The 13,953-nt window shown below is 32.1% G+C and carries 10 protein-coding genes; 8 read left to right on the top strand and 2 right to left on the bottom strand.

The genetic code is table 11. The features are described 5' to 3' along the window. Positions 1-53: 53 nt before the first annotated feature. From FHG05_RS00235 to FHG05_RS18290, 3 genes are all read left to right on the top strand, one after another. Positions 54-743: a hypothetical protein gene (locus FHG05_RS00235; RefSeq protein ID WP_140996009.1), complete on the top strand. Its 690-nt coding sequence runs from the start codon at positions 54-56 to the stop codon at positions 741-743. Between the two features lie 149 nt (positions 744-892). Next, complete coding sequence (locus FHG05_RS00230; protein ID WP_140996008.1) at positions 893-3,157, top strand: acyl-CoA dehydrogenase family protein; 2,265 nt, start codon at positions 893-895, stop codon at positions 3,155-3,157. Positions 3,158-3,245: 88 nt separating this feature from the next. Continuing rightward, positions 3,246-3,455, top strand: coding sequence for a DUF4177 domain-containing protein (locus tag FHG05_RS18290; RefSeq protein ID WP_181369117.1), 210 nt, complete (start codon positions 3,246-3,248; stop codon positions 3,453-3,455). An 18-nt stretch (positions 3,456-3,473) separates the two neighbouring features. Here FHG05_RS18290 and FHG05_RS00220 read toward each other — a convergent pair whose 3' ends face one another. Further along, positions 3,474-4,619: a hypothetical protein gene (locus FHG05_RS00220; protein ID WP_140996006.1), complete on the bottom strand. Its 1,146-nt coding sequence runs from the start codon at positions 4,617-4,619 to the stop codon at positions 3,474-3,476. Between the two features lie 32 nt (positions 4,620-4,651). On the opposite strand from FHG05_RS00220, the gene FHG05_RS00215 reads away from it, so the two are divergent. Both FHG05_RS00215 and FHG05_RS00210 read left to right on the top strand, forming a co-directional pair. Next, positions 4,652-5,761, top strand: a complete 1,110-nt coding sequence (locus FHG05_RS00215; protein WP_140996005.1) for an acyltransferase family protein — start codon at positions 4,652-4,654, stop codon at positions 5,759-5,761. A gap of 315 nt (positions 5,762-6,076) precedes the next feature. Then, the gene (locus FHG05_RS00210) at positions 6,077-8,341 is read left to right on the top strand and encodes an aconitate hydratase (RefSeq protein WP_140996004.1); all 2,265 of its coding nucleotides are present in this window, start codon (positions 6,077-6,079) and stop codon (positions 8,339-8,341) included. 52 nt (positions 8,342-8,393) lie between these two features. Here FHG05_RS00210 and FHG05_RS00205 read toward each other — a convergent pair whose 3' ends face one another. Further along, positions 8,394-9,059, bottom strand: a complete 666-nt coding sequence (locus FHG05_RS00205) for a C1q-like domain-containing protein (protein ID WP_140996003.1) — start codon at positions 9,057-9,059, stop codon at positions 8,394-8,396. A 299-nt stretch (positions 9,060-9,358) separates the two neighbouring features. On the opposite strand from FHG05_RS00205, the gene FHG05_RS00200 reads away from it, so the two are divergent. The 3 genes from FHG05_RS00200 to glgB are packed head-to-tail and all read left to right on the top strand — an operon-like array spanning position 9,359 to position 13,940. Next, on the top strand, positions 9,359-10,765 hold the full coding sequence (locus tag FHG05_RS00200; RefSeq protein ID WP_140996002.1) for a glycogen synthase: 1,407 nt from the start codon (positions 9,359-9,361) through the stop codon (positions 10,763-10,765). A 3-nt stretch (positions 10,766-10,768) separates the two neighbouring features. Further along, the gene (locus tag FHG05_RS00195; protein ID WP_140996001.1) at positions 10,769-12,031 is read left to right on the top strand and encodes a glucose-1-phosphate adenylyltransferase; all 1,263 of its coding nucleotides are present in this window, start codon (positions 10,769-10,771) and stop codon (positions 12,029-12,031) included. A 1-nt stretch (position 12,032) separates the two neighbouring features. Beyond that, positions 12,033-13,940 (top strand): 1,4-alpha-glucan branching protein GlgB, encoded by a 1,908-nt coding sequence (glgB, locus tag FHG05_RS00190; RefSeq protein WP_140996000.1) that lies wholly within the window; start codon positions 12,033-12,035, stop codon positions 13,938-13,940. The last annotated feature ends 13 nt before the right edge of the window (positions 13,941-13,953 follow it).

The following is a 13,953-nucleotide window of genomic DNA, read 5'->3' as shown; positions in this document are numbered from 1 at the left end:
GAAATGTAATTGATTCCATGATTACGTGTAAATTTTTTAAAAATATAATCCTATTGGGATTGCTTGTTCTGTTGGCTTGTAAAGAAAAGGCAACTCTTTATGTAACGAATGATAAGTACTCTAATAGTAATGAAAACTACGAGGAAATAGATACTGTTTTAGAAAAAAACGATCCTATAAGATTGGATTTGTCTAAACAGCAATTGTTTATTGATACGACAAAGACTTCGCAATTTTTTCAAAGTTATTACAATTGGAACCCAAATCTTCAACATGAAAATTTTTCTTATTTTCTGAAGGAGATTACTAAAAAGTTTCCTTTACAAAAGCAAGACATTACTAATTTTCCAAGAAAATGGATAACGATTGAAAAGTTAAATGGTGACTTTTTAATTTACCGGCCTTGTAATGGAAATACGGAAAGCTTTGTAATTACTGATGAAGCTTTATATTTTTTCCGTCAATTAGAACCTGAAGCAGCATTGTTACATCGAGTTGTTACATCAAATGATACGATATTTAATGCAACTTTACTAACCTTGTCTGATAAGAATACTGTTATTCAATCTCATTTTTCGATTCAACCTAGTGGAATGAAAGATGTCTATCAATTGAAATATAATCATGATGCCATTGTTGAAGAAAAGTATATTATTCCAATGGATAAAGTCATTCATTTTAATTTGATAGTCAACCATTGTCCAGAAGATATGGTTCGAGAATATGATAACTTTGATTACTAATTGAAATACCTTGAATGGTAAGAATCTACTAAAAGTGTCTTACATCGTTTTTAACAATATATTATAAAAAATTAAAATGGGTTAGTTCGTATTTTTAGTAAATTAGAGATTTACAAGATGTAACATATAATTTCTAATTTTTTTTAGATATGGTTGGTCCAAAATTACAAGCTTTCATACCTCTTTTTTATTTGGTTTGGTCTGATGATCTACTAACTTTAAAAGAGTTTCAAACCCTTGCTACTTTTATTAAAAATCAAGATTGGTTAAGCCAAGAAGAAAAAGAGTATCTTTTATCGAATATCGATCGATCTAATCCGCCTTCACGTGCAATTATAGATAAGTGGAAAGAAGAAATTCGTAACGCTATTTTAAAAAATCCATCCATAGCATCCAGTTATGATGTAGCTAAAATGCTTTCCGAGAACGAAGCACAAATCATAGATCTAAAGCCTTATTTTTTGAAAATTGAGAATGATTTGGGCTATTTAAGTGAAGAAGTAATTAGTACGTTTAAAACAACAGCAGATACTTTTACTTCTAAAAACAATACCCTTTCACAATTTGATGTGCCTAAGCTTACTGCTATTCTCGATGGGAATCAAGTAGGTGTTATCAACAAAGTAAAAGCAGTAATTTCAAGGCCTGAATTTGCTTATGAATATGGACTAGATATTGCTACTTACCGTAATAGAGTTTATGATTGGTGTAAAATTTTGGCAAAAGAAAATTTTGGAAATAAAGCTTATCCAAAAGAATATGGAGGTGGTAATGACATAGAAGCCTATTTTGCGATTATAGAAACCTTAAGTTATCACGATTTAAGTTTGGTTATTAAATTTGGAGTTCAATTTGGATTGTGGGGTATGAGTGTCTATTCGTTAGGAACCAAAAAGCATTATGAAAAATATTTAAAAGATATTGGCGATTTAACTTTGCCAGGTTGTTTTGCGATGACAGAAACGCATCATGGTTCCAATGTGAAGGGATTAGAAACAACTGCCACTTATAATCATAAAGATCAGACTTTTAGTATTCATACACCACATCCGAAGGCTCAGAAAGAATATATAGGGAATGCTGCTGTACACGGTCAAATGGCTACGGTATTTGCTAAATTGATAATAGATAATCATGATTATGGTGTAAATGCTTTTATTGTGCCTTTAAGAGACAGTGATGGAAATGTGGTAAAAGGGGTTACCATTGGCGATTGTGGTTACAAAATGGGATTAAATGGAGTTGATAATGGAACGATTCGTTTTGATCAAGTGGTTATACCCAAAGAAAATATGTTAGATCGTTTTGCTTCAGTAAATGATAATGGAGTATTTGAAAGTCCTATTCCAAGTGATAACCGACGTTTTTTTACGATGTTAGGGACTTTGGTAGGTGGGCGTATTGGTATTCCAAGATCTGCTTTATCAGCTGCGAAATCAGGAATTACAATTGCGATTAAATATGCAGATAAGAGAAGACAATTTGGTCCAGATGGAGGATCAGAAGTGCCTATTTTGAATTACCGCATCCACCAAAGAAGATTATTTCCGCATTTGGCTACTATTTATGCTACGCATTTTGGATTGCAATATTTAACACGTCTTTTTTTAGAAAAAACCGAAGAACAAATACAAGAAATTGAGGCTTTGGCTGCGGGTTTAAAAGCCTATTCTACTTGGAGTACAACAGCTACTTTACAAGAGTGTAGAGAAGCATGCGGAGGTAAAGGCTATTTATCTGAAAATAGAATAGACAATTTAAAAAACGATACGGAAATTTATACCACTTTTGAAGGTGATAATACGGTTTTAATGCAGTTAGTGGCTAAAAATCGATTGTCAGAATTTAGAAAAGAATTTGGGAAAATGAATTCTTTGGGCATGATTAATTATGTTTTTGAAAATGCAAAAACTGCACTTACTGAAAAAAATCCTATTGTTACTCGCACCACCGATGCAACTCATTTATTGGATTTCGAATTTCATTTACAGGCGTTTCAATATCGAGAGAAAACGATTTTAGCTTCCGCTGCCAAGCGTATAAAAAGATTAATTGATGAAGGGTTGGAACCTTACGATGCTTTTAATGTGGTACAACATCATATGATTGAAGTCGCTCAAGCTTATCTGGAAAGAATATTATTGGAACAATTCCAAGAGAATATTTCTAAAGTTCAAGATCAAGCAGTACAAGCAGTTCTGAAGCAGTTGGCTCAATTGTTTGCGCTTTCAGTAATTGAGAAAAATAAGGCTTGGTATTTAGAGGAAGGATATATGGAATCGGTGAAAACGAAAGCCATTCGAAAAATGGTAAATCAATTGTGTTGGGAAATTCGTCCAAATGCTGTTGGTCTTGTTGATGCTTTTGCTATACCAGACAGTTGTTTGGCTGCTCCTATTGTTTTTAATTCGTAAGGAAAAGGTAGTTTTTTATAAGAAAATTATAAAATTTAGTCTAGATTTGATTGATGAAAGAAGAATTAAAAAAAAAGTAAACGAAATAATGAGAAAATTTGAATATAAATTGCTTACCATTAATGTGAATCATTTAAAAAAAGAAAAATTTCAAATAGAATTAGATGAAAAGTTTCAAAAATGGGGTAATGAAGGTTGGGAATTAATCAAAATGGAATCCATTACTTCGGGAGGAATGTTTTTTCATGGTGCTACAACTGAATCTTTTTTTGCTGTTTTTAAAAGAGAAAAGTTGTAACGTCTTGATATTTATATTTTATAAAGTATTCTGTTGGATAGCCTCATCCAATTCTTTATCGTAAAAAAACAAAAACATGCTTCCCATCATATCTTGTTGGGTCGCAGAGGTGTTGTCAACTTCTAAAACGAGTTCGTAATCATGATTTTTATAAAGCCATACTCCTTCTTGGGAACTAAAAGGTGTAACTTCAAGTAACCCCGTTTTGTTTTTATAATTGGAAATCGGACTTCGAAATACATTTTTTTGAGCGGTTCTATCATATAAGGCAATAGAAGTAGCAAAAGGGTGTACATGTATAGCAGAAAAGTGCAAGCTAAGACTATCTTTTAAGTCTAATTGTTCTGATATATTACTGCGATACGTGTTTTTTCCTTTGGGAATGACCCAATGACCAGAAAGCATATTCCCTTCTTTATCCATGTAACTGTGATTTTTTGTTTCTACAGGAATACATTGATTAGTTCCCGGATCTAAAGGTTCTTCAAAAGGATTGTTTTTATTGTAGGGTAATTGTATATAGACGGTTTTACTTAATAGTGGTTTTTGCGACCCATCATATTTTTCATGTGAAATTAAAATTTCATGTTTTATTTTTTTGAAAATGGATGGATAATTATGATTCAACGCTTGAGAAGTGATGAAAAGATATTCATTGCCTTTAATGGGGATTCCAAAGCCTTCTGGATATTTGTATTTTTCAAATCCATTGGATAATGATGTAAGTCTTGGATATTGTTTGCCAATACGATTTTCTAAGTGCCATTGGGTATAATAGTTCACATCATTTAAATCGACATTTGTATGACAAATGAAATCTTTAGAAATTGGTTCATTGGTTTGTGCATCAATAGCGCTGACTTCAAAACCGGTAATCCAAAGTAAATCATTCTCTTGGCTTAGTTGAATATATCTAGATGATTTCGGACCTTCCATAGATTTATAAATTGCATCTATTAAAAAAGTAGGAGAATGCATTTTGTATTCATTCTGTTCTTTTTCAACTTTCCAATTGCTATCAACCAACCCAAAAGTATATAACAGTTTCGTTTTTAGTATGGCTTGATGACGAGTAGATAAAAAAGAATAAACGGTAATTCCAAAAACGCTTGAAAAAATAAAAGTAAAGGCTAAATATTTATATATCTTTGATTTTATTACCATTTTATAAAAGAATAACAACAAAAATAAGTGAAATGAGTATACAATCGAAAAACAAGCAAAGAATTTTTGGTTTAGATGTTGTAAGAGCACTTGCCATTGTTTTGGTGCTATTTTCTCATGTGTATTATTTAATTGATCTTAATGACCCTTCCATTATCGCTTTAAGCGGTTTAATAGGTTTTACAGGTGTAGAGTTGTTTTTTGTTTTAAGCGGTTTTCTTATTGGTTCCATTTTATTAAAGAATTATGTGGAAAGCAGTTTTACAAAAAAAGACCTTTTTGTATTTTTAAAAAGAAGATGGTTTCGCACATTGCCTGCTTATTATCTAGTGTTATTACTCAATATACTACTGGCAGTATATATGGGGTATTCTCTTGAAAATATAGGGAGGTATTTTTTCTTTCTTCAAAATTTTTCAGCGTATCATATTACTATTTTTAGTGAATCTTGGAGTTTGTCTGTTGAAGAATTTACTTATATTCTGGCTCCAGTAGTATTGTTTATAGTTGGTAAAATTTGGAATTATAATAGAAAGATAAGTTTTTTACTTATAACACTTTTATTGTTGTTTTTTTTTAATGGACTGCGCTATTTTTATTATTTAAATAGTTCTATAAATGATATGGACCAATGGAATACCCAATTGAAATTAATTGTAATATATCGTATTGACGCTATAATAATTGGGTTTTTAGTGGCTTGGATTCATTATTATTATGGTTCGTTTCTTAAAAAGTATAGAGTTTATCTGTTTATTATTGCGGCACATTTGTATTTTCTACAATTTGTAGTTTTTAATGTATATGGCTTTGATATTCATACACAGCCTTTGTATTTTAGAGTTTTTTACTTTACATTTTGTGCTTTTACCTTTGCTATGGGCTTGCCTGTTTTTATTTACTGGAAAAAGTCTAATTCTAAAATTTCTAAAGTTATAACGGGTATTAGTAAAATATCTTACAGTATGTATTTATTGCATTATAGTATCATAACGGTACTTCTAAAAAAATTACTTTACGATAAGTATCTTGTACTTTCTACTATTTTTGTAGTACTGCTCTATTTTTTTGGAACTGTTGTTTTTTCTTATTTTTTATATCGTTTTTATGAAAAACCTATGATGCAATTGAGAGATAAATAATCGTAGAAGCAATCTTTAATTGTATTTTTTAAAAGGCAAGTAAAAAAATATTGATACAAATTCTTATTTTTTGCTTAAATGTAGTACGATAACGTTTTAGTAATTTTGATAATTTAATAATTTTTGTTTCTTAAATTAAGAATTTAGTAAAAAATACTATAAAAAATTATTTTTTTTGAATTTTCATCATTAAAAATACGTAATTGAGAATAATATTTAGTAGAAATTAAGGTTTTATTAAAAATTTTTAAATCTCATTAAGATTCACTAAATTTGTGACACTTTTAAAAACTAACAAAAAATAATTATAATAGTATGGCTTTTGATATTGAAATGATTGAAAAAGTGTACGCTACTATGGCAGAACGTGTGGATAAAGCACGTGAGCTTGTGGGTCGTCCACTTACATTATCTGAGAAAATTTTATATTCGCATTTGTGGGAAAAAATGCCTACACAAGCATACACAAGAGGAAAAGATTATGTTGATTTCGCACCAGATAGAGTAGCTTGTCAAGATGCGACTGCGCAAATGGCCTTATTACAATTCATGCATGCAGGTAAAAAAAATGTAGCTGTTCCAACAACAGTTCACTGTGATCACTTAATTCAAGCAAAGGTTGGTGCTGATGCAGATTTGTCAAGAGCAAAATCACAATCTAGTGAAGTTTTCGATTTTTTATCTTCCGTTTCTAATAAATATGGAATTGGTTTTTGGAAACCAGGTTCTGGAATTATTCACCAAATTGTTTTAGAAAATTATGCTTTCCCAGGTGGAATGATGATTGGTACAGATTCTCATACAGTAAACGCTGGAGGATTAGGTATGCTAGCAATTGGTGTGGGTGGAGCTGATGCTGTAGATGTAATGGCTGGAATGTCTTGGGAATTGAAATTTCCAAAATTGATTGGAGTAAAATTAACGGGTAAATTAAACGGTTGGACTGCTCCAAAAGATGTTATTCTTAAAGTAGCAGATATTCTTACAGTTAAAGGTGGAACGGGTGCAATTGTTGAATATTTTGGAGAAGGTGCTGAATCGATGTCATGTACAGGTAAAGGTACTATCTGTAATATGGGAGCAGAAATTGGAGCTACGACTTCTACTTTTGGTTATGATGATTCGATGCGTCGTTATTTAAATGCTACAGACCGTCAGGATGTAGTGAAAGCAGCAGACAAAGTTGCGACATATTTAACAGCTGATAAAGAAGTATATGCTGATCCTGCTCAATATTTCGATCAATTAATTGAAATCAACTTGTCAGAATTAGAACCACATATTAACGGACCATTTACTCCAGATAGAGGAACACCAGTTTCTAAAATGAAAGAAGAAGCTGCTGCAAATGGTTGGCCGATAAAAGTGGAATGGGGATTAATTGGTTCTTGTACCAATTCATCTTACGAAGATATGACACGTGCTGCTTCAATTGTAGAGCAAGCAGTTGCACATGGTATTTCTCCAAAAGCTGAATTTGGTATTAATCCAGGTTCTGAGCAAATTCGTTACACTATCGAAAGAGATGGTATTATTGCAACTTTCGAGAAAATGGGTACTAAAGTGTTTACCAATGCTTGTGGGCCATGTATCGGGCAATGGGATAGAGAAGGAGCAGATAAAGAAGAAAAAAACACAATTGTTCACTCGTTTAATAGAAACTTCTCTAAACGTGCTGATGGTAATCCAAATACACATGCTTTTGTAACTTCTCCAGAAATGGTTGCTGCATTAGCTATTTCAGGAAGATTAGATTTCAATCCATTAACGGATACGTTGGTAAACGATAAAGGAGAAGAAGTAAAATTAAACCCTCCAAAAGGTGATGAATTACCAAATAAAGGTTTTGATGTAGAAGATGCTGGTTTTCAGGCTCCTGCTGAAGATGGTTCGAATGTAGAAGTAGTTGTTTCTCCTACATCTGAACGTTTACAATTATTAGCTCCATTTGCTCCTTGGAATGGTGAAAATATTACAGGTGCTAAATTGTTAATCAAAGCTTTTGGAAAATGTACAACAGACCATATTTCAATGGCTGGGCCTTGGTTACGTTTCCGTGGACATTTGGATAATATTTCTAATAATATGTTAATTGGTGCTGTAAATGCATACAATCAAGAAACGAATAAAGTTAAAAACCAATTGACAGGAGGTTATGATGCAGTTCCTGCTGTACAAAGAGCTTATAAAGCTGCTGGTGTTCCCTCAATTGTGGTAGGAGATCACAATTATGGAGAAGGTTCTTCTCGTGAGCATGCTGCTATGGAACCACGTTTCTTAGGTGTTAAGGCGGTTTTAGTAAAATCTTTCGCTCGTATTCACGAAACAAACCTTAAAAAACAAGGTATGTTAGGATTAACATTTGCTAATGAAGCGGATTATGATAAAATTCAAGAAGATGATACGATTAACTTCTTAGATTTAACTGAATTTGCACCTGGAAAACCATTAACAATTGAATTCGTTCACGCTGATGGTACCAAAGATGTAATTTTAGCAAATCATACGTATAATGAAGGTCAAATTGAATGGTTTAAAGCAGGTTCTGCTTTAAATTTAATTGCAGCTGGAAAAGCGTAACATTCAGTTCTCTTATAATTTTAAAAAAGCTCCAATTTTATTGGAGCTTTTTTTATCGTATCTGCTGAATCGTAAAAAAGCAATCTTCACTGGTGCCTAAAATAGAAACAGAAGCTAGATCACTAACAATTTCGAAAATAACGGTGTCACCTGTCGTTAATTCAATAAGAGATTCCACTTGTCTTACAGGTGGTGTTACATTCGTTGAAAGAACGCTTATATTAGCAAAGCTGTTTCGGTTTATAATTGTTCCGTTTTTGGTTATGGCTACCCCAAAATTTGTTGACACACCTACTGTTGAATTGGATTTGATCTGAATTTTTATCGCATAAATGCCATCTTGTTTTGCTGTGAAAGTATTCGTTGTCGTATTAAATTCTGAATTGGCATCAAATTGAATTAAATCAAACGGAATTTTTACTCTATTTGATAAGAGATTCAGATTTACAAGGGCACCACTTGAAAATTGTCCTTTAATAACCGTTTTAAGGTAACTGTTAACCACCGTTTTTGAGGATACTCGTTTTGAATTACCTACATTATCTACCACAATTATAGAATCTTTTGCTGCTGTCAAATTGGTTGTTAAAGTTGTACTTCTAATTCGTAAATCACCATTAATATCCAAAGTAGCGGTAGGATTAGTGGTTTCAATTCCTACTTGTGCATAGATGCAGGTAGTAAATAAAAAAAGGATAATTAAGATACAATTTTTCATGATTTTTTGCTTTTGATTGTTTCCTGTAAAATTAAAAAGCAAACTTGTTAAACTTTGATAGATTTATTGTGTAAAATGTTAATTTATAGTCTTTTGAGAATAGCTAAATTGTAGTAAAATACTTTAGGAATTGTATAGTATTTTATATCTAAAGAGAAGTTAATTTTAAAAATTAATTGAATAATAACAAATTGATAAAATTTAGACTTTAAAAATTGATTTTTGATTGCAAAACACCTTTTTTATTTTCTTTTTCTTAACTCTATTTTGAATAAAAAATTGTAATTTAACAAAAAAAAATGGCAATAATTCATGTGGCAGCTGAATGTTTTCCTATTGCTAAAGTGGGAGGTTTAGCTGATGTGGTAGGTGCACTACCCAAATATCAGAATCAAAATAATCAAAAGGCGGAAGTAATCATGCCTTTTTATAATTTGCCATTTCTACACAACCATAAATTCACGACACTTTATGAAGAGGAGTTACCTTTAAACGGGAAAAAATATTTCTTTACAATTAAACAGTTAAAAAAAGACATTGGATTTCCTATTTATTTAGTAGACATTCCTGAATTATTATATACCGATTATGTATATTCCCAAAATGATACGCTTCGTTTTCTAGCTTTTCAAATAGCGACATTAAAATGGATTACCACTTGGGAAACTCAACCTGAAGTAGTACATGTTCACGATCATCACACGGGGTTAATCCCTTTTATGATGACGCAATGTTATCAGTTTGATAGTTTAAAAATGATCCCAACTGTTTTTACCATTCACAATGCACAATATCAAGGTTGGTTTTCCCATGATAATATTGAATGGATTCCCAAATTTGATTTTTCTAAAGTGGGTTTGTTAGATTGGGATGGAACAATAAATCCAATGGCTGCTGCAATAAAATGTGCTTGGGCAGTTACAACGGTTTCTCCTTCATACATGGAGGAATTAAAATTAAAAGCAAACGGATTAGAACAATTATTGCAACATGAAACCGCAAAATGTTCTGGCATCTTAAACGGAATAGATACAGAAATTTGGAATCCAGAAACGGATAGTTATTTGAAAAAGAATTATAAAAAAACAAGTTGGACAACAGGGAAACGTGCCAATAAAAATTGGTTGTGTGAAAATTATGATTTAGACAAAGAGCGTCCCTTAATTGCCTTTATAGGACGATTTGTTGAAGATAAAGGTTGCGATTTATTTGCTGAACTTTTTTCCAACTATTTATCTGAAGTGGAGTTGTCTGTTATTGTTTTAGGTTCTGGGAACCCTAAAATAGAGTCTGAATTAACCCAATTAAATACTGCTTTTAAAGGAAAATATCACTATGTTTCTGGTTATAACGAAGCCTTATCTCATATTATTTATGCGGGAGCTGATTTTTTACTCATGCCTTCTAGAGTAGAACCTTGTGGTTTAAATCAAATGTATTCTTTACGTTATGGAACAATTCCTATTGTAAATAGAGTAGGTGGTTTAAAAGATACAATTATTGATTATGACAAGCCTAACGGTTTTGGAATCGTAATGGAAGAGGTTAGTCTTACTTCGATAGAAACTGCTATTGATCGGAGTTTGCAACTTTTTCAAAACCAATTGGTTGTTAAGCAAATTAGAAATCAAATTATGAAGATTGACCATTCTTGGTTGGCTTCAGCTAAAAAATACCAACAACTCTATAAAAAATTAAAAAAGTAACGTATGTTTTCAGAAAAAGTCGTTTCGATTATTTTAGGTGGCGGACAAGGTTCCCGATTGTATCCTTTAACAGACAACAGGTCTAAACCAGCAGTTCCTATAGCTGGTGAATATCGATTAGTAGATGTACCTATTTCAAATTGTATTAATTCCAATTTTAAACGCATATTCGTTTTAACCCAATTTAATTCGGCTTCCTTAAATAGGCATATAAAAAATACGTATCATTTTAGCTTTTTTAGTTCTGCTTTTGTTGATGTATTAGCTGCGGAACAAACTCCAATGAGTCAAAAATGGTTCCAAGGTACGGCAGACGCTGTCAGACAAAGTATGCATCATTTTTTAAAACACGATTTTGAATATTTTTTAATTTTATCTGGTGACCAATTGTATCAAATGGATTTCCAATTAATGTTGGACAACCATATCGAAAAGAAAGCAGAAATTTCCATAGCTACAATTCCAGTGAATGCCAAAGATGCAACTGGTTTTGGTATTATGAAAACAGATGCAACCAATAGTATTACTTCTTTTATCGAAAAGCCAGGAAAAGATTTGCTTCCCGATTGGAAATCTGCTGTAAGTAAAGAAATGGAAGCAGAAGGAAGAGAATATTTAGCCTCGATGGGGATTTATATTTTTAACAGAGAGCTATTGGTTAAATTAATGGAAAATCCAGACACGATTGATTTTGGTAAAGAAATTATTCCACAATCTATCCATACCAATAAAGTGGTGAGTTATCAATTTGAAGGATATTGGACTGATATAGGTAATATTGAATCTTTCTTTAAAGCAAATTTAGGCTTAGCTGATGATTTTCCAGAATTTGATTTATATAACCGCTCAAAAAGAATTTATACGAATGCTCGAATGCTTCCTACATCTAAGGTTTCAGGGACACAAATGTTTAAAGCTGTTGTAGCTTCGGGTTGTATTATTAATGCGGAAAAAATTGAATATTCTGTCATTGGAATTCGATCCAAAATTGAAAGTGGTTCTACCGTAATAAATACCTATATGATGGGCAGTGATTTTTATCAAGCTTTGGAAGAAATATTGGATGAGAATATTGTAAACATGGGTATTGGTAAAAACTGTTATATTAAAAATGCAATTTTAGATAAAAACTGTTGTATTGGAGATCATGTTAAAATTGAAGGAGGACCCCATTTGGAAGATGTCGATACACCTACTTATACCGTTAGAGATGGAATTGTTATTGTGAAAAAAGGTGCGATTATTCCATCGAACTTTACACTTTAATATGGGAATGGTTATAGCACATAGTTTCTTTACTGAATTTGATATCGATTTGTTTAAAGCAGGTAAACATTATCGGTTGTATGAAAAACTAGGTTCTCACATAATAGACGTAAATGGTGAACAAGGAACTTATTTTGCAGTTTGGGCACCAAATGCTTCTAGTGTATCTGTTGTAGGAGATTTTAATTATTGGATGGAAGGGGAGCATTCGTTGCAAGTACGATGGGATTCGTCTGGTATTTGGGAAGGATTTATTCCTCATGTAGGTAAAGGAACTGTTTATAAATATGCGATTCGATCCAAACTTAGTTCAGGGAAAATTGAAAAAGCAGATCCGTTTGCCAAACGTTGTGAACATCCACCCAAAACAGGTTCTATCGTTTGGGATGATGTCTACGTCTGGAACGATACTAATTGGATGCAACAAAGAGCGAGTAAAAATAACTTACAAGCCCCTTATTCTGTTTATGAAGTGCATTTAACTTCTTGGAAACGAAAAGTAGAAGAAAATCGTTCCTTGTCTTATTTTGAATTGGCTGATGAATTGGTCAGCTATGTAAAAAAAATGAATTTCACGCACGTTGAGTTCATGCCGATAATGGAATATCCTTATGACCCTTCTTGGGGTTACCAAATTACAGGATATTTCGCACCCACATCTCGTTTAGGGTATCCTGAAGAATTTAAATATTTAGTAGATGCTTTTCACAAAGAAGAGATAGGCATAATTCTGGATTGGGTACCTTCTCATTTTCCAGAAGACGCACACGGTTTAGGTAGATTTGATGGTTCTTGTTTATATGAACATCCTGATCTTAAAAAAGGATATCATCCCGATTGGAAAAGCCTTATTTTTAATTACGGGAGAAATGAAGTTCGTGCCTTTTTAATTAGCAATGCTTTATTTTGGTTAGACCAATATCACATAGACGGTCTTCGAGTGGATGCTGTGGCCTCTATGATCTATTTGAATTATTCTAGAAAAGAAGGAGAATGGGAACCCAATGTTTTTGGTGGAAATGAAAATTTAGAAGCGATAAGCTTTTTAAAAGAACTCAATGAAACCGTATATTTGAATTACCCCGATGTTCAAACTATTGCTGAGGAATCGACTGCTTTTCCAATGGTTTCTAAACCTACTTCAATTGGCGGTTTAGGTTTTGGTATGAAATGGATGATGGGTTGGATGCACGATACCTTGCACTATTTTAATAAAGATACCATATATCGAAAATACCATCAAAATGAAATCACTTTTAGTTTAACCTATGCTTTTAGTGAAAATTTTATGCTACCGTTATCTCATGATGAAGTAGTTTACGGGAAAAAATCAATTCTCGGAAGAATGCCTGGAGATGAATGGCAACGATTTGCTAATTTAAGAGTTTTGTATGGGTATATGTTTACACATCCTGGCACAAAGTTGCTATTTATGGGAAATGAAATTGCACAATATGAAGAATGGAATTTTCAATCGAGTCTCGACTGGAATTTATTGGATTTTTTTCCTCATATTCATTTTCAACAATACATAGCTGATTTGAACTTGTTGTACAAAGAAAATAAAGCGTTGTATGAAATCCCTTTTACACAGGATGGTTTTGAATGGATTAGTTATGACGATACTGAAAATAGTGTGATATCCTATTATAGAAAAGGTAATAATGAAAGCGATAGATTAGTAGTGGTTTGTAATTTTTCAACGAATCCACTCCAAAAGTATAGAATAGGAGTTTGTAAAGAAGGAATTTTAGAAGAAATCTTTAATAGTGACGCTTCTAAATATGGAGGAAGTAATGTTATAAATGAACATGAAATAACTACAGAACATTTTTTCTTTCATAATCAAACGTTTTCGTTCATAACTTCTTTGCCTCCTTTGGGGATTTCGGTATATAAGTATAAATAATTTGTTATTTTAG

The organism is Flavobacterium profundi (genome assembly GCF_006491645.1).
In the GTDB taxonomy this organism is placed as follows: Bacteria; Bacteroidota; Bacteroidia; order Flavobacteriales; family Flavobacteriaceae; genus Flavobacterium; species Flavobacterium profundi.
The sequence above is the reverse complement of the archived record's forward strand: the minus strand, read 5'-3'. Positions and strand labels throughout refer to the sequence as shown.